Annotated in this window: 27 protein-coding genes and 1 pseudogene; 13 read left to right on the top strand and 15 right to left on the bottom strand. The window is 65.9% G+C overall.

Annotated features, from left to right (window positions below):
• A pseudogene (locus VE759_RS20295) lies at positions 1-529 on the top strand (serine/threonine protein kinase); the annotation flags it as partial.
• Between the two features lie 10 nt (positions 530-539).
• Here VE759_RS20295 and VE759_RS20290 read toward each other — a convergent pair.
• Entirely contained in the window at positions 540-1661 is a 1122-nt protein-coding gene (locus VE759_RS20290; RefSeq protein WP_324935773.1) for a nitronate monooxygenase family protein, read from the bottom strand.
• Positions 1661-3331 (bottom strand): acyl-CoA synthetase, encoded by a 1671-nt coding sequence (locus tag VE759_RS20285; protein ID WP_324935771.1) that lies wholly within the window; start codon positions 3329-3331, stop codon positions 1661-1663. Before VE759_RS20285 ends, VE759_RS20290 begins: the two co-directional genes overlap by 1 nt.
• Positions 3332-3390: 59 nt before the next feature.
• Between VE759_RS20285 and VE759_RS20280 the strand changes: the two genes are divergently transcribed.
• Positions 3391-4191, top strand: coding sequence for a crotonase/enoyl-CoA hydratase family protein (locus tag VE759_RS20280; RefSeq protein ID WP_324935769.1), 801 nt, complete (start codon positions 3391-3393; stop codon positions 4189-4191).
• On the opposite strand, the gene VE759_RS20275 is transcribed toward VE759_RS20280, so the two are convergent.
• Genes VE759_RS20275 through VE759_RS20265 form a run of 3 tightly spaced genes read right to left on the bottom strand, consistent with a single transcriptional unit; the run spans position 4188 to position 7213 of the window.
• The gene (locus VE759_RS20275) at positions 4188-5402 is read right to left on the bottom strand and encodes a cytochrome P450 (protein WP_324935767.1); all 1215 of its coding nucleotides are present in this window, start codon (positions 5400-5402) and stop codon (positions 4188-4190) included. The two genes, VE759_RS20280 and VE759_RS20275, sit on opposite strands and share 4 nt — an antisense overlap.
• Positions 5403-5414: 12 nt before the next feature.
• Positions 5415-6137: an acetoacetate decarboxylase family protein gene (locus VE759_RS20270; RefSeq protein WP_324935765.1), complete on the bottom strand. Its 723-nt coding sequence runs from the start codon at positions 6135-6137 to the stop codon at positions 5415-5417.
• 44 nt (positions 6138-6181) lie between these two features.
• On the bottom strand, positions 6182-7213 hold the full coding sequence (locus VE759_RS20265; protein WP_324935763.1) for an LLM class F420-dependent oxidoreductase: 1032 nt from the start codon (positions 7211-7213) through the stop codon (positions 6182-6184).
• Between the two features lie 106 nt (positions 7214-7319).
• Between VE759_RS20265 and VE759_RS20260 the strand changes: the two genes are divergently transcribed.
• The 6 genes from VE759_RS20260 (at position 7320) to VE759_RS20235 (ending at position 12793) form a co-directional block, all read left to right on the top strand.
• Positions 7320-8300 (top strand): Zn-ribbon domain-containing OB-fold protein, encoded by a 981-nt coding sequence (locus VE759_RS20260; protein ID WP_414687966.1) that lies wholly within the window; start codon positions 7320-7322, stop codon positions 8298-8300.
• A 10-nt stretch (positions 8301-8310) separates the two neighbouring features.
• Positions 8311-9378 (top strand): thiolase domain-containing protein, encoded by a 1068-nt coding sequence (locus tag VE759_RS20255; RefSeq protein WP_324935760.1) that lies wholly within the window; start codon positions 8311-8313, stop codon positions 9376-9378.
• The gene (locus VE759_RS20250) at positions 9378-10547 is read left to right on the top strand and encodes a thiolase domain-containing protein (protein WP_324935758.1); all 1170 of its coding nucleotides are present in this window, start codon (positions 9378-9380) and stop codon (positions 10545-10547) included. Before VE759_RS20255 ends, VE759_RS20250 begins: the two co-directional genes overlap by 1 nt.
• A 5-nt stretch (positions 10548-10552) precedes the next feature.
• Complete coding sequence (locus tag VE759_RS20245) at positions 10553-11437, top strand: TIGR03619 family F420-dependent LLM class oxidoreductase (RefSeq protein ID WP_324935776.1); 885 nt, start codon at positions 10553-10555, stop codon at positions 11435-11437.
• Entirely contained in the window at positions 11434-11850 is a 417-nt protein-coding gene (locus tag VE759_RS20240; RefSeq protein WP_324935756.1) for a nuclear transport factor 2 family protein, read from the top strand. The genes VE759_RS20245 and VE759_RS20240 overlap by 4 nt, the downstream gene beginning before the upstream one ends.
• A gap of 103 nt (positions 11851-11953) precedes the next feature.
• Positions 11954-12793 (top strand): hypothetical protein, encoded by an 840-nt coding sequence (locus tag VE759_RS20235; RefSeq protein ID WP_324935754.1) that lies wholly within the window; start codon positions 11954-11956, stop codon positions 12791-12793.
• Positions 12794-12859: 66 nt separating this feature from the next.
• On the opposite strand, the gene VE759_RS20230 is transcribed toward VE759_RS20235, so the two are convergent.
• Positions 12860-13393: a gamma carbonic anhydrase family protein gene (locus VE759_RS20230; RefSeq protein ID WP_324935752.1), complete on the bottom strand. Its 534-nt coding sequence runs from the start codon at positions 13391-13393 to the stop codon at positions 12860-12862.
• 102 nt (positions 13394-13495) lie between these two features.
• On the opposite strand from VE759_RS20230, the gene VE759_RS20225 reads away from it, so the two are divergent.
• Positions 13496-14650 carry a Rieske 2Fe-2S domain-containing protein gene (locus VE759_RS20225; RefSeq protein ID WP_324935751.1) on the top strand — a complete coding sequence of 385 codons (1155 nt, stop codon included), beginning with the start codon at positions 13496-13498 and terminating at the stop codon, positions 14648-14650.
• On the top strand, positions 14647-15096 hold the full coding sequence (locus VE759_RS20220; protein WP_414687965.1) for a hypothetical protein: 450 nt from the start codon (positions 14647-14649) through the stop codon (positions 15094-15096). The genes VE759_RS20225 and VE759_RS20220 overlap by 4 nt, the downstream gene beginning before the upstream one ends.
• Here VE759_RS20220 and VE759_RS20215 read toward each other — a convergent pair whose 3' ends face one another.
• On the bottom strand, positions 15097-15696 hold the full coding sequence (locus VE759_RS20215) for a TetR/AcrR family transcriptional regulator (protein ID WP_324935749.1): 600 nt from the start codon (positions 15694-15696) through the stop codon (positions 15097-15099). It abuts the gene before it with no gap.
• 97 nt (positions 15697-15793) lie between these two features.
• Here VE759_RS20215 and VE759_RS20210 point away from each other — a divergent pair, with 97 nt between their 5' ends.
• Positions 15794-16078: a hypothetical protein gene (locus VE759_RS20210; RefSeq protein ID WP_324935747.1), complete on the top strand. Its 285-nt coding sequence runs from the start codon at positions 15794-15796 to the stop codon at positions 16076-16078.
• 62 nt (positions 16079-16140) lie between these two features.
• Here the strand turns inward: VE759_RS20210 and VE759_RS20205 are convergent, their stop codons facing one another.
• From VE759_RS20205 to VE759_RS20195, 3 genes are read right to left on the bottom strand one after another with little or no spacing between them, the layout of a single operon-like run.
• A complete protein-coding gene (locus VE759_RS20205) occupies positions 16141-17286 on the bottom strand; it encodes a sulfotransferase (RefSeq protein WP_324935745.1) in 1146 nt (381 codons plus the stop codon).
• Positions 17286-18059 carry an SDR family oxidoreductase gene (locus VE759_RS20200; RefSeq protein WP_324935743.1) on the bottom strand — a complete coding sequence of 258 codons (774 nt, stop codon included), beginning with the start codon at positions 18057-18059 and terminating at the stop codon, positions 17286-17288. Before VE759_RS20200 ends, VE759_RS20205 begins: the two co-directional genes overlap by 1 nt.
• A gap of 3 nt (positions 18060-18062) precedes the next feature.
• The gene (locus VE759_RS20195) at positions 18063-19190 is read right to left on the bottom strand and encodes a hypothetical protein (protein WP_324935741.1); all 1128 of its coding nucleotides are present in this window, start codon (positions 19188-19190) and stop codon (positions 18063-18065) included.
• 115 nt (positions 19191-19305) lie between these two features.
• Here VE759_RS20195 and VE759_RS20190 point away from each other — a divergent pair, with 115 nt between their 5' ends.
• Entirely contained in the window at positions 19306-20217 is a 912-nt protein-coding gene (locus VE759_RS20190; RefSeq protein ID WP_324935739.1) for an IclR family transcriptional regulator, read from the top strand.
• Here VE759_RS20190 and VE759_RS20185 read toward each other — a convergent pair.
• The 5 genes from VE759_RS20185 to VE759_RS20165 all read right to left on the bottom strand — a co-directional run bounded on the left by VE759_RS20185 (position 20214) and on the right by VE759_RS20165 (position 24804).
• Positions 20214-20918 (bottom strand): TIGR03943 family putative permease subunit, encoded by a 705-nt coding sequence (locus tag VE759_RS20185; RefSeq protein WP_324935738.1) that lies wholly within the window; start codon positions 20916-20918, stop codon positions 20214-20216. The two genes, VE759_RS20190 and VE759_RS20185, sit on opposite strands and share 4 nt — an antisense overlap.
• Complete coding sequence (locus VE759_RS20180) at positions 20915-21904, bottom strand: permease (protein WP_324935737.1); 990 nt, start codon at positions 21902-21904, stop codon at positions 20915-20917. Before VE759_RS20180 ends, VE759_RS20185 begins: the two co-directional genes overlap by 4 nt.
• Positions 21905-22031: 127 nt before the next feature.
• A complete protein-coding gene (gene dmpG / locus VE759_RS20175) occupies positions 22032-23084 on the bottom strand; it encodes a 4-hydroxy-2-oxovalerate aldolase (RefSeq protein ID WP_324935735.1) in 1053 nt (350 codons plus the stop codon).
• Complete coding sequence (locus VE759_RS20170; protein WP_324935734.1) at positions 23081-23995, bottom strand: acetaldehyde dehydrogenase (acetylating); 915 nt, start codon at positions 23993-23995, stop codon at positions 23081-23083. Before VE759_RS20170 ends, dmpG begins: the two co-directional genes overlap by 4 nt.
• Before the next feature lie 23 nt (positions 23996-24018).
• Entirely contained in the window at positions 24019-24804 is a 786-nt protein-coding gene (locus VE759_RS20165; protein ID WP_324935732.1) for a 2-keto-4-pentenoate hydratase, read from the bottom strand.
• Positions 24805-24884: 80 nt separating this feature from the next.
• Between VE759_RS20165 and kstD the strand changes: the two genes are divergently transcribed.
• On the top strand, positions 24885-26542 hold a 1658-nt coding region (gene kstD, locus VE759_RS20160; protein ID WP_324935730.1), incomplete at its 3' end, for a 3-oxosteroid 1-dehydrogenase.

Here is a 26542-nt window from a genome sequence, read left to right as displayed (position 1 = left end):
TTCGCAAATCATGTACTACCAGCGAGGCCCCGGCAGCAGCAGCGGTGGCTGGCTCCTGCCCGCGCTCCTGGCCGTGGCACTGGTGATCATTGCAGCATTCGGTGCAACGGTTCTGTTGACCCGGCATCAGCGTGGCGATGGCATTCATGACGCGTCGGCGATGGTGCATGTCAACGCGGCACCCCGGCCACCCGCGATCCCGCCGCTGGTGCAGGGTCTGGACTCATTCGGCGAGACGTGCAACCGTGGCTTCTCACACCCGAACGCGACCGGGTTTGGCAGCCGTACCGGACGCGGAACGCTTGACACACCTTGCTTTTTCGCGTTCAACGTGCTGAAGGCGTATTGGCAGCAATATGGCACGCCAACCCGCCAGCCACGGACGGTGACCGCTCAGGGCGGCGTTGCCTGCACATCGACGGCGGGACCGTGCGACGGCGCGAACTTCATCATGAATTGCACGGCACTGGGTTCTGATGACTGGATCACCTGCACCGGCGCCGGCAGGGCGAAGGTCTACCTGTACTAGTCGGCCGCCGCTACCCGCCGGCGATGCCGTCCAGTCGGCGAGTGGCCGCCTCGAAGCCGGTGACCAGTTCCGCGATGATGTCCGCGACGGGCCGGATTTCGTTCATCCGTCCCACGATTTGGCCGACTGGCATCGCGACCGCGTCCGGGTTGTCCGACTCGTTCATCCGCTGATGGGCCTCGCTGACCAGGATGTTCTGTAACGGCATGGGCAGCGGATCGGGCGCGTCCGGGGCATCCCAGGCCTCGGTCCATCTGCTCCTCAGCAGCCGCGCGGGCTTGCCGGTGTAGATCCGTCGGCGCACCGTATCGCTCGACGTCGCCCGCAGCAGCGCCTCCTGGATCACCGACGTCCCGGTCGCGCGCCGAGCCCCCAGGTCGTACTCGGCCGAGGTGAGGAACGCCGAGCCCATCCACACTCCGGAGGCTCCCAGCGCCAGCGCGGCCGCGACCTGCCTGCCGGTGCCGATACCGCCGGCGGCGAGCACCGGGGCCCGCCCTCCGAGCGCGTCGACGACCTCCGGCACCAGCACCATCGACGCAATCTCCCCGGTATGGCCGCCGGCCTCGTTACCCTGTGCGACGACGATGTCCACGGCGTTGTCGACGTGGCGGACCGCGTGCTGGGCCGTGCCGGCCAGCGCCGCCACCGGCACGCCGGCCCGATGCGCCTGATCGATGACGTCCTTGGGCGGCGAGCCAAGCGCGTTGGCGATCAACTTGATCGGATGCTTGAGCGCGACCTCGACGTGCGACCTGGCCACCGAATGCAGCCAGCCCAGCACCCCCTCGTTGCGTTTCCCCTCTTCGGGCAGCGGCGGCACGCCGAGGTCGGCAAGCGTCTTTGCGACGAAATCGCGGTGCGCCTGCGGAATCAGCTTGTCGAGGTCGGCCGCGGCGCCCTCGGTCGGGACCGTGGCCGGCATCACCACGTCGACCCCGTACGGCTTGCCGTCGGTGTTTTCGTCCATCCAGCCGAGCACCGTCTCGAGTTCGTCGGGCGTGTTGAACCGCACGCAGCCGAGCACCCCGAATGCGCCCGCCTTGCTGACCGCGGCGGCAACCTTCTCCGATGGCGTGAAGACGAAGATCGGATGGTCGATGCCGAAGCGGTCACACAGTTCGGTGCGCATCAGGATTTCGCGCCGACATGGTTCGCGTGGACTTCGTCGGCCGGCCTCGCCTCCGTCTGCGCCTTCGCCCACCGGTAGTCGGGCTTCCCGGCCGGCGTCCGCTGAATCTCGTCAGCGAACCAAAGGCGCCGCGGCACTTTGTATCCCGCGATCTCGGTGCGGATGAACGCGTCAAGCTCCGCCAACGACGGACGAGCCCCCGATCGCGGTTGCACCACGGCGGCCACGCATTGGCCGTACCGCTCGTCGGGAACCCCGACCACCAACGCGTCGAACACGTCGGGGTGTCCCTTCAGCGCGCCCTCGACCTCCTCCGGGTACACCTTCTCTCCGCCGGTGTTGATCGACTGCGAGCCGCGGCCCAGCATCGTCACGGTGCCGTCGGCTTCCACCTGCGCGTAGTCGCCGGGGATCGCGTAGCGGACGCCGTTGATGGTCCGGAATGTCTCGGCCGTCTTCTTCTCGTCCTTGTAGTAGCCGACGGGGATGTGGCCGCGCTTGGCGATGATCCCCCGCACACCCGAGCCCGGCTTGACTTCGTTGCCGTCCTCGTCGAGCACGACCGTGGTCTTGTCGATGGCGACCCGAGGTCCGCCGGTGTGCGCCTCACCCTTGGCCACCACGCTGGTGCCGCCGAACCCGGTCTCCGACGATCCGATCGAGTCGGTGATGACGCGGTTGGGCAGCAGTTCGAGCAGCTTCTCCTTGATGCTCGGCGAAAACAGCGCGGCCGTGCTGGCCAACAGGAACAGCGACGAGAGATCGTAGTCAGCACCCGCCTCGTGGGCGGCGCTCAGCGCGTCAAGCAGCGGGCGCGCCATCGCGTCGCCGGTGAAGAACAGCAGATTCACGTTGTGCTTATGGATCGTCCGCCACACCTCGTCGGCGTCGAACTCGGGTGCGAGCACGATGGTTCCGCCGGAGAAAAGCGCCATCCAGGTGGCCGACTGGGTGGCGCCGTGGATCATCGGCGGGATCGGGTAGCGGATCATCGGTGGACCCGCGGCCGCCTGCTTGGCGAGGTCGTACTCGTCCTTGACGGGTTCGCCGGTGGCGAAGTCGGTTCCGCCGAACAGCACTCGGTAGATGTCTTCGTGGCGCCACATGACGCCCTTGGGGAAGCCGGTGGTGCCGCCGGTGTACAGCAGGTAGATGTCGTCGGCGCCGCGCTCGCCGAAATCACGCTCGGGTGAGCCTTGTTCGAGTGCGGAATAGAACTCGACGCCGCCGTAGCGCCGATACTCGTTGTCGGGAACACCCGAGCCGTCATCGACCACCAGGATCGTCTTCACGTTCGGGGTGTCGGGCAGCACGTTGGCGACCCGTTCGGTGTATTGGCGTTCGTGCACCAGCGCGACCATGTCGGAGTTGTCGAACAGGTAGCGCAGCTCGGCCTCGACGTAGCGGAAGTTGACGTTCACCAGGATGGCGCCCGCCTTCACGATGCCCAACATCGCAATGACGATTTCAATGCGGTTGCGGCAGTAGAGTCCGACCTTGTCGTCCTTCTTGACGCCCCGGTCGAGCAGGTAGTGCGCCAACCGGTTGGCCTTCTCCTCCAGCTGGCCGTAGGTGATCTGTTCGTCTCCGCAGATCAGGGCCACGCGGTCAGGCACGGCGTCGATGGCATGCTCGGCGAGGTCGGCAATATTCAAGGCCACGGGACCCAAATTAGAACGTGTTACATTTTCTGACAAGTCTGTGGCGATCACCAGGAAGGGGCGCACCCGTGACCCAGTCCGATTCGAACGCGCACGCCGTCATTGAGCAGCGCGGGCACACGCTGATCTTGACGCTGAACCGGCCCGAGGCACGCAACGCGCTTTCGTCCGAGATGCTCTCGATAATGGTGGCGGCATGGGACCGCGTCGACCACGACCCCGAGATCCGGTCGTGCATCCTGACCGGCGCCGGCGGCTACTTCTGCGCGGGCATGGACCTGAAGGCGGCGACCGCCCGCCCGCCCGGTGACTCGTTCAGGAGCGGCAGCTACGACCCGTCGCGCATCGACGCGCTGCTGAAGGGCCGCAGGTTGACCAAGCCCTTGATCGCGGCAGTCGAGGGTCCCGCCATCGCGGGCGGCACCGAGATCTTGCAGGGCACCGACATCCGGGTGGCCGGCGAAAGCGCGAAATTCGGTGTGTCGGAGGCAAAGTGGAGTTTGTATCCGATGGGCGGCTCGGCGGTGCGGCTGCCGCGGCAGATCCCCTACACGCTCGCCGCGGACATCCTGCTCACCGGCCGACACATTACCGCCGCCGAGGCCAAGGAGATCGGCCTGATCGGCCACGTGGTGCCGGACGGTCAGGCGCTGGCGCAGGCCCTAGAGATCGCCGAGACGATCAACAACAACGGCCCGCTCGCGGTGCAGGCGATCCTGAAGTCGATCCGCGAAACGGAGGGCATGCCGGAGAACGAGGCGTTCAAGATCGACACCCAGCTGGGCATTCAGGTGTTCCTGAGCGAGGACGCTAAGGAAGGTCCGCGCGCGTTCAAGGAGAAGCGCAAACCGCAGTTCGAGGGCCGCTAGTTCGTCCCCACCAGCGGCTTGGTGGGCGTGAAGACCACCGGCATCTCCTCGAGGCCGCTGACGAAGTTGGCCGGCCGCCGCGGCAACGCGTCACCGGACGCCAGCCGCAGATCCGGCAGCCGCCGCAGCAGCCGTTCCAGCATCAACGACAGCTCGAGCCGGGCCAGCTGATTGCCGAGACAGAAGTGAGTGCCGAAGCCGAACGCGACGTGGTTGTTGGGATATCGGTCGATGCTGAAGTTCTCCGGCTCATCGAACACCTTCTCGTCGAAGTTCGCGGACTCGAACAGCAGCATGATCTTCTCGCCCCGCTTCAGCTCGGCGCCGTGAAACCCGGTGTCCGCGGTCAGGGTTCGGCACATGTTCTTCACCGGTGAGGTCCAGCGCAGCATCTCTTCGATCGCGTTCGGCAGCAGCCCCGGCTCGTCGACGAGCCGCTCGTGCTGGTCGGGGTGGCGCAGCAGCTGTTCGGTGCCGCCGCTCAGCGTGTGCCGGGTGGTCTCGTCGCCGCCGATCAGAATCAGCAGCGTCTCGACGACGATCTCGTCGTCGCTCAGCCGCGCGCCGTCGACCTCGGAGTGCACCAAAACGCTGATCAGGTCTTCGGCCGAACTGTCGCGGCGCTCGGCGATCATGCCCATCGTGAACTCGTAGTACGCCGCGTACGCGTCCATCGTGACCTGGAAGTCGTCGCCGGACACATGCGAGCTGAGGAAGGTCACCAGGTCGTCGGACCACTTCAGGAACATCTCGCGCTGCTCCGGGCGCACGCCGAGCATGTCGCCGATCACCGCCATCGGCAGCGGTGCGGCAAGATCGCGGACGAAGTCGCACTCGCCACGCTCGCACACCGCGTCGATCAGCGCATCGCACAGTTCGCCGATCGATGCTTCCCTGTCCTTCACCCGCTTCCGGGTGAAGCCCGCGTTGACGAGCTTGCGCCGCAATAGATGTGCGGGATCGTCCATGTCGATCATCATCGGCATCGCGGGCTGATCCGGCCGGATGCCGCCGGCGTTGGAGAACAGCTCCGGTTGGCGTTCCGCATCGATCACCGCTTGGTACGTCGACGCGGCGGCCAGGCCGTTGCGATCCCGGAAGACCGGCTCGTTGGCCCGCATCCACCGATAGACCTCACGCGGCGCCCCGGCGAAGAAGTTGCCGTCGGTCAGGTCAACGTCAGGCCTTGTCCCCGGCAAGGTTCCAGTCATCGACATCCTCCCTCAACGCACCGCATGCGCGTCGCCAAACGACATCTCCACGTTCGCAATCGATTGCGACACCAGCGCGCGCTTCGGCAGGCCAAGCGACGCAAGCTCCTTGGCGTACGGGTGATCGCCGAGCCGCAGGCGGACACCACCGGGCCGACCGTGCACACCGGTCTGCGTCATCTCATACGCAGTCTCAAGCGTGACGCCATCGCGATGGGAGTAGGCCCGCAGCATCTGTTTGCGCGACGCCAATGCCGCCGGTATCGGCAGCCCGGGGCGAAATTCCATGCCGGCGACCAGCCGGCCGTCGATGCTCAGATCGAAACCGAAATGGTCGCAATCCCGCACGGTGAAGTCGGCGAGCACCTTCGGAAAGCCCCAAATCGTTTGTCCCGCTTCTAGAGTGAAACTCTGATCGACGGCCATGTGCTGGATGAACACCGCGCCCTGCGCTAGCGTTCGCGGCCCCCTCATGTCTGAGCCCGGTGGATTGACCATGACGCAAGTGCTGAATTCGTGGTAGCACCCGAGATCGCCGTCGACGAAGCGCGTCAGCAACAAGACGACGACCGCGCGACCGGACCGGTACCGGCAGACCTCTAGACCGCTGTAGTGGATGAGCTGCTGCGCCGCGTCCGCGTCGACGGAGAACATCGCGGTGTGCTGATTGGCGGTGCGGATTTTCACCGGCATCGTCAACACCTTGCCGGCGATGGTGTGCTGGCTGGCGGGCATGGCGCTCACTGTAGAACGTGTTCTAATTCACTGACAAGCAGCGACTAGACCAGCTCGGCAAGCCGGTGCACCTCCTCGACGCTTCTGCAGGTCACGACCATCATCGTCACGCCAGCGGCGGCCCAGACCTCGATCTGCTTACGGACGTAGTCCAGGTCGCCGACGATCGCCGCGTCATCGACCACCTCGTCGGGGATGATCTTGGCCGCCTCGTCCTTGCGGTTGCTGCGGAACAGCGTCGTCACCTCGTCGACGATCTGGCCGTAGCCCATCCGCCGGTACACCTCGGCGTGGAAGTTGGTGTCCTCGGCGCCCATGCCGCCCATGTACAGCGCCAGGTGGGGCTTCATCAGTTCGAACGCGGCCGGTCGGTCGTCGGTGATGACGATGTTCGCGGTCGCGCAGATCTCGAAGTCCTCGCGGCTTCGGCGCGCCCCGGGCCGCGCGAAGCCCTCATCAAGCCACTCGTTGTAGATGTCGGCCATGCGCGGCGTGTAGAAGATCGGCAACCAGCCGTCGCAGATCTCGGCGGCCAACGCGACGTTCTTCGGTCCTTCGGCACCGAGGAAAATCGGAATGTCGGCGCGCAGCGGATGGGTGATCGGCTTGAGCGGCTTGCCCAGGCCGGTCGTGCCCGCACCAGTCAGCGGCAGCGGGTAATGCGGGCCGTCGCTGGTCACCGGCTTCTCGCGGGTCAGCACCTGCCGCACGATGTCGATGTATTCGCGTGTGCGGGCCAGCGGCTTCGGGAATTTCTGGCCGTACCACCCCTCGACGACCTGCGGCCCGGACACCCCGAGCCCGAGGATGTGCCGCCCACCCGACAGATGGTCGAGCGTCAGCGCCGCCATCGCGCAGGCGGTCGGGGTGCGCGCGGACAGCTGCGCGACGGACGTCCCCAGCCGCAAACGGCTGGTCGACGAGCCCCACCACGCCAGCGGCGTGTAGACGTCGGAGCCCCAGGATTCCGCGGTGAACATGGCGTCGAAACCCGACTCGTCGGCCGCGGCGACCAGTTCCGCGACGTTCTCCGGCGGCCGGGCACCCCAGTATCCCAGCTGCAACCCGAGCTTCATCCGAGCCTCCTTACCGGCCTTGAAACGCGCCTTGAAACCAGCCTTGAAACCATAGTTAGAACCTGTTCTACTCGATGGCGTGAGCGTCAGCCAAAGTCGTCCGGCCCTGATCGATACGTCTGAACCGCCCCTTTCGGCGCCACTGCAGCTGTCGTTCGACTACACCCGTTCGGTGGGCCCGCTGCTGGGCCGGTTCTTCACCGCACTTCGCGAGCGGCGCATCGTCGGAGTACGCGGGTCGGATGGCCGGGTGCATGTGCCGCCTGCCGAGTTCGACCCCATCACCTACGAACCGCTGACCGAGATCGTACCGCTGGCCGACGTCGGCACCGTGCAATCCTGGACCTGGCAGGCGGAGCCGCTGCCGGGCCAGCCGCTGCAGCGCCCGTTCGCGTGGGCGCTGATCAAACTCGACGGCGCCGACACCGCACTGTTGCACGCGGTCGACGCCGGCGAGCCCGACGCGATCAACACCGGCGCACGCGTACACGCGCACTGGGTCGACGAGCCGCAGGGCGCGATCACCGACATCGCGTACTTCGCGCTCGGCGACACCGCCGAACCGCCTGCGTCCCAGGCCGACGACCGCGACCCGGTCACCATGATCGTCACGCCGATCAGCCTCGAGATCCAGCACACCGCATCGCACGAGGAAAGCGCGTATCTGCGGGCGCTGAAACAGGGCAAGCTGATCGGCGCCCGGACCGGCGCGGAACGCGCCGGACAACCGGGGAAGGTGTACTTTCCGCCGCACGGTGCCGACCCCGCCACCGGCTTGCCGACGACGGAGTTCGTCGAGCTGCCCGACAAGGGCACGGTGACGACGTTCGCGATCATCAACATCCCGTTCATGGGGCAGCGGATCAAGCCGCCCTACGTAGCGGCCTACGTCCTGCTCGACGGCTCCGACATCCCGTTTTTGCATTTGGTTTCCGGCATCGACGCACACGAGGTCCGGATGGGCATGCGCGTGGAGGCGGTCTGGAAACCGCGCGAGGAGTGGGATCTCGGCATCGACAACATCCAGTGGTTTCGGCCGACGGGCGAACCCGACGCCGACTACGACACCTACAAGCACCACCTGTAAAGGGCAGTACATGACTGACCGCGACATTGCCGTTGTGGGCTTTGCCCATGCTCCGCACGTGCGGCGCACCGACGGCACCACCAACGGCGTCGAGATGCTGATGCCGTGCTTCGCGCAGCTCTACGACGAACTCGGCATCACCACGGCCGACATCGGGTTCTGGTGTTCGGGCTCCTCCGATTATCTTGCCGGACGCGCCTTTTCGTTCATCTCGGCGATCGACTCGATCGGCGCGGTGCCGCCGATCAACGAGTCGCACGTGGAGATGGACGCCGCGTGGGCCCTGTACGAGGCCTACATCAAGCTGCTCACCGGCGAGGCGGACACCGCGTTGGTGTACGGATTTGGCAAGTCCTCGGCCGGCGTGTTGCGGCAGATACTGTCGCGCCAGACCGATCCGTACACGGTCGCGCCACTGTGGCCCGATTCGGTGTCGATGGCAGGCCTGCAGGCGAGGCTGGGCCTCGACGCCGGCAAGTGGACCGCCGAGCAGATGGCTCAGGTGGCGCTCGACTCGTTCGGATGTGCTGGGCGCACCGATTCCGAGAAACCAGCCAAGAGCATCGACGAGCTGCTCGCCCGGCCGTTCTTCGCCGATCCGCTGCGCCGCCACGACATCGCGCCGATCACCGACGGCGCGGCCGCCATCGTGTTGGCCGTCGGCGGCAAGGCCCGTGAGCTGCGCGAGAACCCCGCATGGATCACCGGTTTCGAGCACCGCATCGAATCGCCGTCGCTCGGTGTGCGCGACCTCACGGTGTCACCATCCACCGCGGCGTCGGCCGAGGCCGCCACCGGCGGCGACGTCGGCTCGGTGCAGGTGGCCGAGATTTACTCCCCGTTCACGCATCAGCACCTCATCCTCACCGAGGCCATCGGCCTGCCGGATTCGGCCGCGGTGAATCCGTCGGGCGGTGCGCTGGCGGCCAATCCGATGTTCGTCGCCGGCCTGGAGCGTATCGGCTTTGCCGCCCGGCACATCTGGGACAGGTCGGCGCAGCGGGTGCTCGCTCACGCCACCAGCGGCCCTGCGCTGCAACAGAACCTGGTGGTGGTCATGGCGGGGCGGGACAAGTAATGGCAACCCAGCTCGCCGCGGTTCTTGGCACCGGCCAGACCAAGTATGTCGCCAAGCGCCACGACGTCTCGATGCTCGGCTTGGTGCGCGAGGCGATCGATCGGGCGCTGGCCGATTCCGGTTCGACGTTCGACGACATCGACGCGGTCGTGGTCGGCAAGGCGCCGGACTTCTTCGAGGGCGTGATGATGCCCGAGCTGTTCATGGCCGATGCGCTCGGCGCCTCGGGCAAGCCGCTGATCCGCGTGCACACCGCGGGTTCGGTGGGCGGCTCCACCGGAGTCGTCGCGGCCAGCCTGGTGCAGTCCGGCAAGTACCGGCGCGTGCTGGCGATGGCATGGGAGAAGCAGTCGGAATCGAACGCGATGTGGGCGTTGTCGATCCCGGTGCCGTTCACCAAGCCGGTCGGCGCGGGCGCGGGCGGTTACTTCGCCCCGCACGTGCGGGCCTACATCCGCCGGGCCAACGCACCAAGCCACATCGGCGCGATGGTCGCGGTCAAGGACCGGCTCAACGGCAGCAAGAACCCGTTGGCGCACGTGCAACAGCCCGACATCACCCTGGAGAAGGTGTTGTCGTCGCAGATGCTCTGGGACCCAATCCGATTCGACGAGACCTGCCCGTCGTCCGACGGTGCCTGCGCGGTGGTGATCGGCAACGAACAGATCGCCGACAAGCGCGTCGCAGCAGGGCACCCGGTGGCCTGGATTCACGCCACCGCGCTGCGCACCGAGCCGTTGGCATTCGCCGGACGCGACCAGGTGAATCCGCAGGCCGGGCGGGACGCCGCGGCCGCGCTGTGGCAGGCGGCGGGCATCAACAGCCCGATCGACGAGATCGACGTCGCCGAGATCTACGTGCCGTTCTCCTGGTTCGAGCCGATGTGGCTGGAGAATCTCGGCTTTGCCCCCGAGGGCGAGGGCTGGAAGCTGACCGAGGCCGGCGAGACCGCGATCGGTGGACGGATTCCGGTCAACCCGTCCGGGGGCGTGTTGTCGTCGAACCCGATCGGTGCATCGGGCCTGATCCGGTTCGCGGAGGCCGCGATCCAGGTGATGGGTAAGGCCGACGCCCACCAGGTGCCGAACGCGCGCAAGGCGCTCGGGCATGCATATGGCGGTGGATCGCAGTATTACTCGATGTGGGTGGTGGGAGCCGACAAGCCTTGACCAAGATGAAATACAGCTGCAGCGTGGCGATGGGACCCGTCGATGAGCTGCTGGAGATCGCAAGAACGGCTGAGCAACTCGGGTTCGATGCGATCGCGTTGCCGGACTCGCTGTTCTACATGGAGAAGCAGACGGTCGATTATCCGTACACGCCGGACGGGTCGCGGATGTGGGGCCCCGATACGCCGTGGGTGGATCCGCTGATCGCCGCCGGCGCGATGGGAGCGGTCACGTCGACGCTGCGGTTCTACACCAACGTGTTGAAACTGGGCTCGCGCAATCCGCTGCTGCTCGCCCGTCAAGTCGGCTCGGTGGCAAACCTGACCAATAACAGGTTCGCATTGGGCGTCGGAATCGGCTGGGCGCCCGAGGAATTCGAATGGTGCGGCGTGCCCTACCAGCGCCGCGGCGCGCGTGTCGACGAGATGATCGAGGTTATCAGGCTCGTGCTGGGCGGCGGCATGGTCGAATTCCACGGCGAGTTCTACGACTTCGACAGGCTGCAGATGAGCCCCGCGCCCACCCAGGAAGTGCCGTTCTACGTCGGCGGCCACACCGATGTAGCGCTGAAGCGTGCCGCCCGCGTCGGCGACGGGTGGACCAGCGCGATGATGAAGCGCGATCAACTGGCGGAAACCATCGCCAAGCTGAACAGATATCGCGAGGAGTACGGCCGCGCCGATCGGCCGTTCGAATTCCAGGCCGTCTGCATCGACCGGTTCGGCGTGGACGGACACCGCGACCTCGCCGAGATTGGCGTCACCGACAACATCGTCGTCCCTTGGCTTTTCGAGGGCCTGGGCTTCGATGCGCCGTTGCCCGCGAAAAAGGATGCGATGAAACGCTTCGCCGACACCTATATCCACTCCGGATGGCAGGACAACCGATGACCGAGACCCATACCCAGACCGCCCATGCCGCCGGCCGGCGCTCCCGCGAAGCCGTCATGGCCAAGGACAAGGAGGCGTGGCTGGCGGTCTTCGCCGACGACGCCATCGTCCAAGACCCCATCGGGCCCTCGCTTTTCGACCCGGATGGCAACGGGCACCGCGGCCGTGATCAGATTTCGGCATTCTGGGACAAGGCGATCGCACCCACCGACCGCATCGAGTTCGACTTCCGCGACACCTTCCAGTGCGGCAATGAGGAAGCCAACGTCGGTGCCATCATCACGACATACCGCGGTTACCAGATCACCACCGAAGGTGTCTTCACGTACAAAGTCAACGACGCGGGCCAGCTCGTGGCCCTGCGTGCGTACTGGGAGACCGACCGCGCGGCAGCCACAGCCCGCAAACTCTAGGCGCTTGACTTTCCGAACGTGACGCCAAAGTCACGCCCTCACCCGAACGTGACGCCCGCGTCACGTTCGGTGCCATGTCGGTGCCACCACGCAGACTTCCCACATGGGGGAGCCATTCCTCGGCAGTGAAGCCGTCGCGGCCGGCACGGTGCCAGAGAGCGCCCTGCGCAACCGCTACACGAGAGTCTTCCGTGACGTTTTCGTCACGCCCGGCACAGAGATGACGCCGCTGGTCCGCGCGCAGGCGGGCTGGCTGTGGTCGCGGCGTCAAGGCGTGATAGCGGGCTTCACCGCATCAGCTGTTCACGGCGCGAAGTGGGTCGATGCGGCCAAACCGGTCGAGCTAATTCACACCAACAGGCACCGTCTGCCCGGGCTACAGGTTTGGGGAGACCGACTGGCACCCGACGAGATTGAAGTCATCGCCGGCATGCCGGTGACGACGCCTCAGCGTACGGCGATTGATCTCGCCAGTTGGTATCCCCTTGACACCGCCGTCGCGGCCATCGACTCGCTGGCCCGGGCCACCGAACTGAAGGTCGCCGACGTCGAACTGCTGGCGCAACGCTACCCCGGGCGCCGTGGCATAAGACGCGCGCGGACGGCGCTCGAGTTGATGGACCCGGGAGCGGAGTCACCGTGGGAAACCTGGCTGCGCATGCTACTGCTTCAGGCCGGCCTACCGCGCCCCCAAACGCAGATTCTGGTATGCGACGACCGCGGCGTTCCCATCGCCCGTCTCGACATGGGATGGGAGGAAATACGCGTCGCCGCCGAATACGACGGCGATCACCACCGCACCGCTCGACTGCAGTTCAGCAACGACATCCATCGACTCGAAATGCTTAGCAGCTTGGGCTGGATCGTCATTCGCGTCACCGCAAAAGACCGGCCCGCAGACATCCTAAGGCGGGTCCGCGCCGCCATCGCTCGTCGAGCGTGACGCTGGTGTCACGGCGAACGCGCAGCGTGACGCCAACGTCACACTGGGCGAATCCCAACGGACCAACTAGCCGTCCGGCACCGGCCCGAGACCCTCGATGTAGCGCCGCGCCAGCGCCTGGTACTCCTCCGGATTCAGCTTCACCCACACTTGGGCGTTGGTGCCGGCGATCGGGCTCCTGACCTTCGCCGGCGCGCCGACAGCCAGAACGTCGTCGGGAATCTTGGTGCCGCCCACCACCAATGCGCCGGCCGCGATCATGCTGCGGGCGCCGATCACCGCCCCGTCGAGCACGGTCGCGTGGTTGGCGATCAACGTCTCGGCGCCGACGTGCGCGCCGTGGATCATGCACAGATGCGCGACGGTCGCACCGGGCCCGATGTCGACGGGAACGCCGGGCGGCGCGTGCAGTACCGCTCCGTCCTGCACGTTGGCGCCCTCGCGGATGATGATGGGCGCGTAATCCGCCCTCAACACGGCGTTGAACCACACCGACGCGCCGGCCTCGACGGTCACATCGCCGACGAGGACCGCGGTGGGCGCGACGAACGCGTCGGGGTGCACCCGCGGCGAATTACCTTCGAACTCGTACAGTGGCATGACTCACATATACAGCACCCGCGGCCTGCGTTTTATTGCATACGGCCGACCCAAAACTGTAACGTGTTCTAGTTAGAGGGACGCACAGAGCGGAGGCGCAACGTGAGTACGGACACCGCCGGCAGCGGCATCCGCGAAATCGACACCGGCACCCTTCCGGACCGGTATGCGCGGGGCTGGCACTGCCTCGGACCGGTCCAGGAATTCACCGACGGTGAACCCCACGCGATCGAGGCGTTCGGCACGAAACTAGTCGTGTTCGCGGACTCACGCGGCAACCTGAGCGTGCTGGACGGCTACTGCCGCCACATGGGCGGCGACCTGACCCAGGGCACCATCAAGGGCGACGAGCTCGCGTGCCCGTTCCACGACTGGCGCTGGGGCGGCGACGGCAAGTGCAAGCTGGTGCCATACGCCAAGAGGACTCCGCGGCTGGCGCGCACTCGGGCATGGCACACCGACGTCCGCAACGGCCTGCTGTTCGTCTGGCATGACCACGAGGGCAATCCGCCGCAGCCCGAGGTCCGTATCCCGGAGATCCCGGAGTGGGCCAGCGACGACTGGACCGACTGGCGGTGGAATCGCGAGCTCATCCCGTCGAACTGCCGCGACATCATCGACAACGTCACCGACATGGCGCACTTCTTCTACATCCATTTCGGGATGCCGACATATTTCAAGAACGTTTTCGACGGTCACATCGCGTCGCAGTATCTGCACAACGTGGGCCGGCCGGATGTCGACCTCGGCGGATCCGCCTACACCGAGTCGCATCTTGATTCGGAGGCGTCGTACTTCGGCCCGTCGTTCATGATCAATTGGCTGCACAACAACTATGGCGGCTACAAGGCCGAGTCGATCCTGATCAACTGCCACTACCCGGTGACCCAGGACTCGTTCATGCTGCAGTGGGGCGTGATCGTTCAGAAGCCCACGGGCATGGACGAGGAAATGACCGATAAGCTCGCCGAGGCGATGACTGTCGGCGTCAGCAAGGGCTTCCTGCAAGACGTTGAGATTTGGAGGAACAAGACCCGCATCGACAATCCGCTGTTGGTCGAGGAGGACGGCGCCGTCTATCAGTTGCGTCGCTGGTATCAGCAGTTTTATGTAGATGTAGCCGACGTGACCGCTGAAATGACCGACCGCTTCGAGATCGAGGTGGACACCACGAAGGCAAACGAATTCTGGCACAAAGAGGTCGAGGAGAACCTGCGGCGCCAGGAGGAAGTGAAGGCCGAACAGGGGTCCACGTGAGCGACGAACAGCGCGTCCCCGACATCGACCAGTTGGCCCGCTCGATGCTGCTGGTACACGGCGCGCATGACGACGAGGAACCGTCGAATCGGCGTGCCGCCACGCGCAGTTCCAAACCATCGACGCTGAGCGCGGAGCGGAGCGCCGCGCTGCGCGAGGCGACCCAGCGCGACCGCGAACGCTACTTAAGGTCGGGTCTGCAACCGGTGGATTGCCGCTTCTGCCATGTCTCGGTGCTCGTCAAGAAGCTCGGCCCCGAACACACGTCCGTGCAATGGAATTCGGATGCCGCGCAGCGGTGCGCATACTTCGCCGAAGTCCGTGCATCGGGCGGCGTTACCGCCCGCAGCCGGTCGTGCCCGAAGCTAGCCGACAGCATCGACCATGCGATCGCCGAAGGCGTTCTGGAACCGGTGTCGACCGCGCCGTCGCCGGGCGACGGCTGACTAGCGACCCTTCCCGTCTTGAGGCACTTTGGTGATCGTCTCGAATGCCTCAAGGAACACTGCCGCGATGTCGTCGTCGCGGGCGCTGGCCATGGGATTCTTGTTCAGTAGTGTGCGCTGGACGCCGATGCCCAGCAGCAGAGCGGTCACCATGTCGGCGCGCAGCCGGGGCCGGTCCGCGCTGATGCGCTTGGCTAGGTTACCGGTGAGACCCGCTTCGAGCTGAGCGTTCAGGCGCGCCACCACGGCAGGGTCGCCGCTGGAGCGCAGTAACGCGAACAACGGCGCATCGACGTCGCGGCGGGCCCGCAGCACATGGGTGATCAGTTGCCGTCCGACCGCGTCGTCCGGGGCGCGCCGCACGGCGTCGACGTTTTCGGACACGTCCGTCGCGTCGATGAATAATTGCTGCTTCGAACCGAAGTAGCGCCGAACCAGCGTGACATCCACGCCGGCTTTCGCCGCCACCTCACGCAGGCCGGTTGCTCGGTAACCGTGCCGCAGGAACAGCTGTCGCGCCGCATCGAGCAGCCTTGCCTTGGTGGCTGCCGCATCGCGCTTCCGCGGCCCATTCCCATCGAGCGGACCGTCGTCAGACATGCTTCTCCATTCCGATATGTCTACGACCGTAGACATATCGCTCGACCCCGACTAGGCTGTCTACAAGTGTAGACATCGGCTGAAGTGAGGTGACATCATGGCCGGAGTCATGCTCGTCAAACAACGAGTCGCCGACGTCCGGCGGTGGAACACCGTCTTCGACAACCCGGACCTCGACGCGATACGGCGCCGGCACGGCCTCGTGGTGACCGGGAGCTACGTCGACGGGGACGACCCCAATACGATCATCGTCGTCATGGACATGGAAAGCGTTGATGAGGCACGGCAATTCGCGGCATCACCTGAACTCGCCGAGGCGCGGGAACGAGCCGGCGCGATCGGCTCGCCCGACGGTGTCTGGTTCGGGCCGCGCCATGTCTGACCACGCTGACCGGCCCGATCTCGACCGAGCAGCCGCCGGCCGTCGCATCGCAGCAGCGAGGATCACAGCCCTTCGAAGCGGGCCTTCACCTGCTCGGCCGTCAGGCCGTAGTCGGACAGCGAGTACGTGTGCTTGGGCGCGCGCGGCCCCTTCTTGCTTTCGGCGTGGATTTCCTGCATCGCCCCCAACGCCGAATCCGTCAGCGGGAGGCCGAAGTAGCGGTAGATGCGCCTGACGATCGCGATCGGATCGGCGACGAAGTCAGCGTAGTCGACGTCGTAGAACTGGGCCGGATCGTATTTGGCGCGTTCGGCATTGAACCGTTCGAGTCCTCGCGACCACGTGTCGAGCGAATCGGCCCCGATTGTTGCACCCCGGTATGCGTGGGACCATCCCTCGGTGGCTGCTTCGGCCAGCGAGCACATCGACGCCATCAGGGTTTCCGGCGGCCGATGGCACTGCACGACAAGCGCGTCGGGGAAGGTGGTCATCAGCGCGTCGAGCGCGTGCAGATGGCTCGGGTTCTTCAATACCCAGCGTTTGTCGGCGTCGTTCAGCCCGATCAACTGTAGGTTGTTGCGGTACCGGCGATACGCTGGCGTCCAGTCTTCCTTCGCCAACCACCGCGCGTAACTGGGTAGATGGGCCAGTGTTTCGTAGGCGACCGCATGCAATGACTGGCGGAGCAGCTGCCAGCATTCCTCGACCTCGTCGGCGCTCATGAAATGCAGGCCCATGAACTCGGGGTTTTCCACATGGTGCCGCTCGAACTGCGCGTTCAGCCGCGCGAAAACCGGGTTGGTGTCCCACGTTTCGCGCGGGGGCCGTGGCTGCGGAAACTCCGCCAGCCACATCTGCAGGCCCTGATGCGACGGGTCGGCACCGAGCAGGCGGTGCAGGGCGGTGGTACCGGTACGAGGTAGCCCGGTGACGAAGATCGGCCGCTCGATCGCCACGTCGGCGTACTGCGGGTAGTGCTTCCATCCGGCCTGGGCGAGCAGCCGGGCGGCCAGCGCCCCGCGCAGGTAAACCCGGCAAATCTTGCTGCCGAGCGGTGTCAGTTCGGCCTCGCGCCGATATGAATCGAGGATGACGGCGAGGCCCTCGAGGTAGTTGTCGTCGTCCTCCCCGAAGTCGTCCAAGCCGACCAACCGCGAAGCCGACTCGAGCAAGTCCTCTACGGTGCCGACGTCGGTTCGGTCGGTCATCAGGCCTTGTACTCCCCGCAGTTGACATCGAGCGTTTGCCCGGTGATCCCGCTTGCCATGTCGCTGGCCAAAAAGATGATCGCCGAGGCGACTTCATCCTCGGTGGGCAGCCGCTTGAGGTCGGAATTCGCCGCGGTGGCGGCGTAGATCTGATCCACGGTGGTTCCGTACTTCCCGGCCTGATGCGTGAAGTACCCGTTCAGCGTGTCACCCCAGATATAGCCCGGGACAACGGAGTTCACCCGGATACCCTGCTCGCCGAGCTCGGTGGCCAGCGATTGCGACATCGCCAGCAGCGCTGACTTGGCCATCTTGTATGCGCCGTACTTGGCCTGCGAGTGCCGAACGACCATCGAGTTGACGTTGACCACCGCGCCATTCGATTCGGCCAGCGTCGGAGTGAAGCCTTGAATCAGCCGCAGCGCGCCAAGCACGGTGAGCTCGATCGCGTCACGGATGTGTTGAAACGTGGTATTCGCCAACGGTTTCATCGACGGCACCCGGAACGCGTTGTTTATCAGCACGTCGACGTGACCATAGGCCGCCAGTGACGCCTCGACCAGGCGCTCTACCTGGCCTTCGTCGGTGATATCGGTCGCCACCGCGACAGCGCGGCGACCGGAGTCGGTGATCTGCTTGGCAACGTCGTCGAGCCGCTCGGCGGTTCGGGCCGCCAACACCAAATCCGCACCCGACTCGGCGCATCGACGCGCGAGCGTCGTGCCAAGCGCCGGCCCGACGCCGCTGATGCACACCACCTTGCCCTCGAGCATCTTCTACCCCAGCATCCGGCTGGCAATTGCGTGCTGCCGCTCGGCAATTCGCGCACGCCAGTCTTGTTCGGTGATCTTGTTTCGTTCGTAATACGGCAAAGCGGCCGGCACTTTGTCGAAGTCCACCAACTCGACGGTGGGTCCATCGGCCTCGGTCAGTTTGCGGGACACTCGCTGCCAGCGGAACTGCAGGAATCCGCGGCGATGGCCGAGCGTCTCGATCCAATTTGTGACGCCGGGATTCTGGTCGGTGACCACGATGCGGAACTTGCCGTCGGGGTCGGGCCGCGCCTGGCTGGCGTTCAGCGACGTTTGGTGATTTATGTAGTCCAGCGAGATGTACCACATGCTGCCCAGCTGGAATCCGAGGTATGGCGCATCAGACTGCGGAATGGTGATCACCAGTGCCTGTTCGGGCCGGAGCTCGAAGTGACCGACCGACGAGTACTGGGTCGCCAGCCCGCCGGGCGTCAGGCGCGGCGGCACCAACGTGTTCACTGGAATGTTCAAGTAGAACCACTCTGGAAACTGCAGCCACGTTTTGATGCGATTGACCAGCTGGCTTCCTGCCGTGGCGTACCGCTTGTCGATGGTCTCCCTGGAGAGCGGTTGCGGCGCCGTTCCGGCGGTGTCCTCCCGCCGGATTGCGATGCTGCCGCGACGCTGCGACCAGTCGCCGTAGACCTCGCGAACCACCAGCTGCGCGCGGCCCTTCGGCCGAAAGCGCCACTCGAAGCTGCCGTCGTCGGCAATGTCGAGCTCGCGGTCATCGAACGCCGCCTCACTTTTCGGCACGCCCTCGTCGGTATACTCGCCACCAAGTAGCTGGAAGCTCAAATCCGTTGTCGTACCGCGGATTCCGCTGACGACGTAGTCGCGGTCGGCTTGCACGCGCGCGCCGAAGTACAGCGTGTCGGGGTTGTCCAGACCCATTTTCGTGAACGGCCCGGTGCCGCTGAGGAAGAACGGATGGTCGCGGTCGTAGTGGAATGCGACGTGGGTGCACGCCGCGATGCCCTGGGCCAGATATTGGAGGCCTTCGAGGAGATCGGCCTCGCTGTCGATGTGCGGGGCGGCCGCGACCAACTTCTCGGCTTCGGCGATCGCTTCCGTTAGCGGGTCGGTGTACATCCCAATCTCAGCCTCCGTGATATCGGCGAACTGAAGACTAGAACGTGTTCTAACAGATAGTCAATAACGGACCAGTCTGGTTCATATTTGTACCGCCCTCGCGTATCGTTCTGGTGTGCCCACCGCTGACTCATCCGGCCGTGCCTCCCCCCCGACCACACGTGTGGTCCGGGTTCTCGATTTTCTGGCCGGTAATCCCGGGGGCCGGTTCGGCGTCTCCGAGCTGGCCCGACGGCTCGACCTCAGCAAGCCGACGTGCCTGGGCATCGTCACGACCCTGACCGAGGCCGGCTACCTGGTCCGCGACGCCGGCGACAAGACATACCGGCTCGGACCGTCGCTGATCACGCTCGGGCACAAGGCTCAGGAGTCGATGCGGGTCAGCCCCGCCGTCCGCGAGGAGTTACGCAGGCTGTCCGACCACTTTGCGACGGTGGCGGCGCTGTCCGGGGTTGTCGACGACCGGATCACGCTGCTGGAACTGGTTGCGCCGACCGGTGCACGGATCGGCGTGGACGTCGGCCAGAGTTACCCGTTCGCGCCGCCGGTCGGGCTGATGTTCGTCCTCTGGGACGACGAGGCGCTGCGGGCGTGGCTGGCCAAGGAGCCGACAGTGCCCCTGCGCACCGACAGCGAGCGGCTCAGGCGAGTGGTCGCCGAATGTCGCGCCGACGGCTACCTGGTGGAGCGGCTGACCGCGGGCGGCCGACGGCTCTACAGGCTGATGGCGGGGATGTCGACGAGCTTGCCCGATGAGCTGCGTGCGCTGCTCGGCGAGCTGGTCTCCGACATCGGCGAACGGGTCTACTTGCGCAGCGAAACGCACGGCGACGGGTCGGCTGCACATGACATCAGCGTGATCTCTGCCCCGGTCTACGATCACTACCGGCGTCAGGTGATGGTGGCCTCACTGCACGTCGGCGGGGCTTTGACCGATGCCGAAATCGCTGAACGCGCGGAAACTTTGGTCGCGACCGCCGATTCGGTGACGGCACAACTCGGCGGCACGAAGCCGGCGCGCACCTAGCGGGGGTACGCGTATGTGTTGGCCGGGCGGTCGATTTTGGCCATGCTGGTCACCCTCATTGTCGGCACGAAAGAGGTTGCCGCGTTGGAGCTTCCAGGAACCACAGTGCCCTCGACACGCAGCCAGGTGTCCTCGGGGAAATCGGCCGCGGTCGCGGCAGCCGGCCCGTCCAGATGCACCCGGGCAAGTTGCGCGTCGGCCGCGCAGCACACGATTACCACCCGCCCGAGTTCGGGGCCGCTGCCGCCCTTGATCGTGAAGCCGGTGACGGTGATCAGCCGGTCGTTCAAAGTGCCGGCGGAATCGGTAGCGGCTCGCATCATGAGCTCGGGCAAGGACACCGTCGGCGCGCGTTCCGAGGGAAGCGGTGGAAACGCTCGTTTCTGCGGTTGCGACGCGGCGGCCACCTCCGGCGTTGCGCCCCGTGCGCCGATCGGCGGCGGTATCACGAACGCCGTGACGGCCACCGGCACCAACAGCAGCCACACCATCCAGCCGCGGTGCGAATTGTTGTCGGCGGGGCGAGTTCGGATGTCGCGGATGGCCGAAACGATCGCCAACGCGATCATTACCACCGCGGCGAGCACCAGCCATGGCATCATCGACGGCTTGACGTAATGCACATACGTTCCCTTGACGACCATCACACCCGTGGCAAGCCCGAGCAGAAACAGCAGCACAGTCTGCGTCTCGCGGCTCATCGGACGCCGCCCAGCACCAGCGCCCCCACCACGGTTGCCACCACGGTGGCGACCACGAATGTCGTCGGCGCGAACCGGATGGCGAAGCGACGGCCGAATATTCCGGCCTGCATCGCGAAGAGTTTCACGTCGACGGCCGGGCCGACCACCAGGAACACCAGCCGCGGCAGCAGCGGCAACATCGTCAGGCTGGACGCCACGAACGCATCGGCCTCCGAACACAGCGCCAGCACCGCGGCTAGCACCGCCATCAAAACGATCGCCACCGCAGCCTGGCCGGCCAGATGCGTGAACACCGCGGGCGGAACGATCACGTGCAGCGCCGCCGCGGCCGCAGCACCGATCACCAAATACGGAGCGGCGGTGAGGAAATCGTGCCGCGCCGCCTCGGTGAACACCGTCCACCGCGGCGCGTCGACGGGGTGCAGCGCCGGCAGCCGCCGCGTCACCCAATCCGCGCGTCCCCAGCGCGACCACACCGCCCCCATCAGCACCGCGGTCAGCAGGGAGCCCAGGAACCGGGCCAGCACCATCCTCGGCTGACCGGGAAAGGCAACCGCGGTCGCCACCAGCACCACCGGGTTGATCGCCGGGGCAGCCAACATGAACGTCAGCGCCGCCGCTCCGGCCGCACCGTCGAACAGCCGCCGGGCTACCGGCACCGAACCACATTCACATCCCGGCACCGCCGCGGCGCCGACCCCGGCGACCACGATCGCCGCCGACGTGCGGCGCGGCAACAGTCGGGCCAGCCGCTCGGGCGTGACGAATGCGGCGACCAGGCCGCTGACAAGCACGCCAAGCACCAGAAACGGCAACGCCTGGACGAACACGCCGCAGAACACGGTCGCGGCGACGCTCAGGCTCGGCCGGCCGGCGATCACGCCGCTGAGCAGCACGCCGGTCAGCGCCAGCGCCACCAGCGCCGCCAGCAACAGCTCCATCGAGCCGATGCGCCGGCGGCGCTCGGTCGGGGCGGCGGTCACCGCCCCATCATGCCCGTGCTTACCGGGTGACACCGCTTGGCATGCGTCACGATCTGCGACGGGTGACACCTGGATTCCGCACCGTGCCGGCAACACCGCTGGCCGTGAAGGCAACCGCCGGAATTCGTTACCGGCTCGTCGGTGTAGTTACTTGACCGTTATCTTGCTCGCGCTTGATCTCCAGCGCGATGTCGATTAGCTGGTCCTCCTGCCCGCCGATCAGCTTGCGCTGGCCGGCGCGGTGCAGCAGCTGATGAGCGGGCACGCCATAGCGCTCGGACTGGCGAATGGCGTGCTTGAGGAAGCTGGAGTAGACACCGGAATAACCCATGATCAGCGCGTTGCGGTCGAGCAGGCATTCGGCCGGCATCGCGGGCCGCACAACGTCCTCGGCCGCATCGGCGATGTCGAAGAAGTCGATGCCGGTCTTCACGCCGATCTTGTCGAAGACGCCAATCAACGCCTCGACCGGGGCGTTTCCCGCGCCGGCGCCGAAGCGGCGACAGCTGCCGTCGATCTGCTTGGCTCCCGCCCGCACCGCCTCGACCGAGTTGGCAACACCAAGGCCGAGGTTCTCGTGCCCGTGGAAGCCGACCTGCGCGTCGTTACCTAACTCGGCTACCAAAGCGGCGACGCGGTCGCGGACGCCCTCCAGCACGAGCGCGCCGGCCGAGTCGACGACGTAGACGCACTGGCAGCCGGCGTCGGCCATGATGCGGGCCTGCTTGGCGAGCTGTTCGGGCGGAATGGTGTGGGCCATCATCAGGAAGCCCACCGTTTCCAGTCCGCGCTCCCGGGCAAGGCCGAAGTGCTGGATGGACACGTCGGCTTCGGTGCAGTGGGTAGCGATCCGGCAGATCGACCCGCCGTTGCCCTGGGCCTCGATGATGTCTTCCTTGGTGCCCACGCCCGGCAGCATCAGGAATGCGATCCTGGCGTCTTTCGCCGTGTCGGCGGCCAATTTGATGAGTTCCTGCTCGGGCGTTTTGGAGAACCCGTAGTTGAACGACGAACCGCCCAGTCCATCGCCGTGGGTTACCTCGATGACCGGCACGCCGGCGGAGTCGAGAGCGGCGACGACGGCGTGCACCTCGTCCTTGGTGAACTGGTGGCGCTTGTGGTGCGAACCGTCCCGCAGGGACGTGTCAGTGATCCTGATGTCCCAGATGTGGTCGCTCATCGGGCGCCTCCCGCCACACTGAGTGTTTCCTTGGCGATTTCCTCGCCGACCTTGGCCGCCGCGGCCGTCATGATGTCGAGATTGCCCGCGTACGGCGGCAAAAAGTCGCCGGCGCCCTCGACCTCGATGAACGTCGTCACCAACGCCTGGCCGCCGGAGTTCGTCGACGGCGGGTCGAACTGCGGCTCGTTGAGCAGTCGATAGCCGGGCACGTATGTCTGCACCTCGGCGACGACATCGTGAATGGACCGCGCGATCGCGTCGGTGTCGGCGTCCTCGGGGAGCGCACAGAATATGGTGTCGCGCATGATCAGCGGGGGCTCGGCGGGGTTGAGGATGATGATCGCCTTGCCGCGGTTGGCGCCGCCGATCGTTTCCACACCGCGCGCCGTGGTCTTGGTGAACTCGTCGATGTTGGCCCGGGTTCCGGGTCCGGCCGAGACCGAGGCGACCGACGCGACGATCTCGGCGTAGGGCACCTCGGTGACCCGGGAGACCGCGTAGACGATCGGGATCGTGGCCTGGCCGCCGCAGGTGATCATGTTGACGTTCGGGGCGTCCAGGTGCTCGCGCAGGTTCGCCGGTGGAATCACCGCCGGGCCGACGGCCGCGGGGGTGAGGTCGATCGCGCGGATACCGGCGTCGAGGTAGCGGGGCGCCGCGTCCCTGTGCACGTACGCCGACGTCGCCTCGAACAGTAGATCGGGCTTCTCGTCCCGGTCCAGCAGCCAGTCGATGCCCTCGTGGGTGGTTTCCAGTCCGAGGTCACGCGCCCGTTTGAGGCCCTCGCTCTCCGGATCGATGCCGACCATCCAGCGTGGCTCCAGCCACTCCGACCGCAGCAGCTTGTACATCAGATCGGTGCTGATATTGCCCGACCCGACGATCGCGACACTGGCCTTGGCTGGCATGAAGCCTCCCCTATTCAAAAGCTCTATTCAAAAGACAACCGGACGGACCCTAATCCGTCGAATTCGGCGAGGAAAGTATCGCCCGGGCGGGCGTCGATTGCTCGCGTGCATGAACCCGGCAGCACGATGTCACCCGCGTGCAGCCGGACTCCGAAGCTCTCCACCTTGCGGGCCAGCCACGCCACCGCGGTGACCGGGTTGCCCAGCACCGCATCGCTGCGGCCCTTGGCCACCACCTCGCCGTTGCGGGACAGCACGGCGTCGATGTTCTTGACGTCGATGTCGGCGGGCGAGATCCGCTGGGCGCCCAGCACGAAACCGGCCGACGACGCGTTGTCGGCGATCGTGTCGCACAGCTTGATCTTCCAGTCGGTGATGCGGCTGTCGATGAGTTCAATAGCGGGTGCGAACGCCGCCGTCGCGGCGAGCACGTCGTCTTCGGTGCAATCCGCGCCCGGAAGGTCGTCGGCCAGGATAAAGCCCACCTCCACCTCGACGCGGGGATACAGATAGCGGCCGGCCCTGACCGGGGTGTCCTGGAAAACCTCCATCTCGTCGAGCAGATGGCCGTAGTCAGGCTCGTCAACGCCCATCATCTGCTGCATTGCCTTCGACGACAGCCCGACCTTGTGGCCCACCACCCGCGCGCCCTCGGCGACGCGCTGGCGAATGTTGATCAGCTGGATCTCGTACGCGTCGACGACATCGATGTCGGGAAACACGTCGGTCAGCGGAGCTATCGCTAATTTGCTACGCTCGGCCTCCGCGAGGTCGGCGGCCAACTCGTCGCACGTCTCGACGCTGAGCATGTGATTCTGGCCCCTCCCAGATCGAGGCGTGCCGGGCCTCGGTAGCGCCCGGCAGGGCCAATTCTATAACGTGTTCTAGTATGACAGGACAGGAATTCGACGTCGTCGTAGTGGGCAGCGGCGCCGCCGGCATGGTTGCCGCGCTAACCGCAGCTCACCAGGGCTTATCGACGGTGGTGATCGAGAAGGCCGCGCACTACGGCGGCTCGACCGCTCGGTCCGGCGGCGGTGTGTGGATCCCCAACAACGAGATCCTCAAACGAGACGGTGTCACCGATACCGCCGAGGCCGCCAGGACCTACCTGCACGGCATCATCGGCGACGTCGTCGAACCGGAACGGATCGACACGTACCTTGATCGCGCGCCCGAGATGTTGTCGTTTGTGCTGCGCCATACGCCATTGAAGATGACATGGGTGCCGGGCTACTCGGACTATTACCCCGAGGCCCCTGGTGGCCGATCGGGCGGGCGGTCAATCGAGCCAAAGCCGTTTAACGCGAAGAAGCTTGGGCCAGACCTGCCCGGTTTGGAGCCGCCGTACGGCAAGGTTCCACTCAACGTCGTTGTGATGCAACAAGATTACGTCCGGCTCAATATGCTCAAACGCCATCCTCGCGGCGTGCTGCGAAGTCTCAGGGTCGGCGCGCGCTCAATGTGGGCGAAGGCAACCGGTAAAAACCTGGTCGGCATGGGACGGGCCTTGATCGGACCGTTGCGCATCGGGCTACGGGACGCCGGCGTGCCAGTGCTGCTCAATACCGCGCTATCCGATTTGTATGTCGAGGACGGCGTCACCCGCGGGGTATACGTCCGGGACACGAATGAACCCGAAGCCGCGGAGCCACAACTGATCCGGGCTCGTCGCGGGGTGATTCTGGCGTGCGGTGGTTTCGAACACAATGAGCAGATGCGGGTCAAGTATCAACGCGCACCGATCACCACCGAATGGACGGTCGGCGCCAAGGCGAACACCGGAGACGGGATTCTGGCGGCCGAAAAGCTAGGCGCTGGCCTCGAATTGATGGAGGATGCGTGGTGGGGTCCAACCGTGCCGTTGGTCGGCGCGCCGTGGTTCGCGCTGTCGGAGCGCAACTCCCCCGGGTCGGTTATCGTCAACACGGCTGGTAAGCGGTTTATGAACGAATCGATGCCCTATGTCGAGGCATGTCACCACATGTACGGCGGCGAGTGGGGACAAGGTCCCGGCCCGGGTGAGAATGTGCCGGCATGGCTGGTGTTCGATCAGCAATACCGCGACCGCTATATCTTCGCGGGATTGAATCCCGGACAACGTATTCCGGCGAAGTGGCTGCAGAGCGGAGTCATCATCCAGGCCGATACCCTCGACGGGCTGGCCGACAAGGCCGGGCTGCCCGCCGAGGAGCTGATCGCGACTGTCGAGCGCTTCAACGGCTTTGCGCGGTCGGGCGTCGACGAGGACTTCCACCGCGGCGAAAGCGCATATGACCGGTACTACGGAGACCCAACCAACAAGCCGAATCCGAACCTCGGTGAGATCAGCCATCCGCCCTACTACGCGGCCAAGATGGTGCCGGGTGATCTGGGCACCAAGGGCGGGATTCGCACCGACGTACACGGCAGGGCGCTGCGCGACGACGGCAGCGTGATTCCCGGGCTCTACGCCGCGGGCAACGTGAGCGCGCCGGTGATGGGTCACACGTACCCGGGTCCCGGCGGCACGATCGGACCGGCCATGGTATTCGGCTACCTGGCCGC

The organism is Mycobacterium sp., assembly GCF_035640695.1.
In the GTDB taxonomy this organism is placed as follows: domain Bacteria; phylum Actinomycetota; class Actinomycetes; order Mycobacteriales; family Mycobacteriaceae; genus Mycobacterium.
Note: the sequence above shows the minus strand (reverse complement) of the source record. Positions and strands in the feature narration are given on the sequence as shown.

Coding starts and splice junctions, on each gene's coding strand:
- VE759_RS20290 (WP_324935773.1), bottom strand. CDS start 1,661: ATGCGCACCGAACTGTGTGACCGCTTCGGCATCGACCATCCGATCTTC.
- VE759_RS20275 (WP_324935767.1), bottom strand. CDS start 5,402: ATGACTGGAACCTTGCCGGGGACAAGGCCTGACGTTGACCTGACCGAC.
- VE759_RS20270 (WP_324935765.1), bottom strand. CDS start 6,137: ATGCCCGCCAGCCAGCACACCATCGCCGGCAAGGTGTTGACGATGCCG.
- VE759_RS20265 (WP_324935763.1), bottom strand. CDS start 7,213: ATGAAGCTCGGGTTGCAGCTGGGATACTGGGGTGCCCGGCCGCCGGAG.
- VE759_RS20255 (WP_324935760.1), top strand. CDS start 8,311: ATGACTGACCGCGACATTGCCGTTGTGGGCTTTGCCCATGCTCCGCAC.
- VE759_RS20250 (WP_324935758.1), top strand. CDS start 9,378: ATGGCAACCCAGCTCGCCGCGGTTCTTGGCACCGGCCAGACCAAGTAT.
- VE759_RS20245 (WP_324935776.1), top strand. CDS start 10,553: ATGAAATACAGCTGCAGCGTGGCGATGGGACCCGTCGATGAGCTGCTG.
- VE759_RS20240 (WP_324935756.1), top strand. CDS start 11,434: ATGACCGAGACCCATACCCAGACCGCCCATGCCGCCGGCCGGCGCTCC.
- VE759_RS20235 (WP_324935754.1), top strand. CDS start 11,954: ATGGGGGAGCCATTCCTCGGCAGTGAAGCCGTCGCGGCCGGCACGGTG.
- VE759_RS20230 (WP_324935752.1), bottom strand. CDS start 13,393: ATGCCACTGTACGAGTTCGAAGGTAATTCGCCGCGGGTGCACCCCGAC.
- VE759_RS20215 (WP_324935749.1), bottom strand. CDS start 15,696: ATGTCTGACGACGGTCCGCTCGATGGGAATGGGCCGCGGAAGCGCGAT.
- VE759_RS20210 (WP_324935747.1), top strand. CDS start 15,794: ATGGCCGGAGTCATGCTCGTCAAACAACGAGTCGCCGACGTCCGGCGG.
- VE759_RS20205 (WP_324935745.1), bottom strand. CDS start 17,286: ATGACCGACCGAACCGACGTCGGCACCGTAGAGGACTTGCTCGAGTCG.
- VE759_RS20200 (WP_324935743.1), bottom strand. CDS start 18,059: ATGCTCGAGGGCAAGGTGGTGTGCATCAGCGGCGTCGGGCCGGCGCTT.
- VE759_RS20195 (WP_324935741.1), bottom strand. CDS start 19,190: ATGTACACCGACCCGCTAACGGAAGCGATCGCCGAAGCCGAGAAGTTG.
- VE759_RS20185 (WP_324935738.1), bottom strand. CDS start 20,918: ATGAGCCGCGAGACGCAGACTGTGCTGCTGTTTCTGCTCGGGCTTGCC.
- dmpG (WP_324935735.1), bottom strand. CDS start 23,084: ATGAGCGACCACATCTGGGACATCAGGATCACTGACACGTCCCTGCGG.
- VE759_RS20170 (WP_324935734.1), bottom strand. CDS start 23,995: ATGCCAGCCAAGGCCAGTGTCGCGATCGTCGGGTCGGGCAATATCAGC.
- VE759_RS20165 (WP_324935732.1), bottom strand. CDS start 24,804: ATGCTCAGCGTCGAGACGTGCGACGAGTTGGCCGCCGACCTCGCGGAG.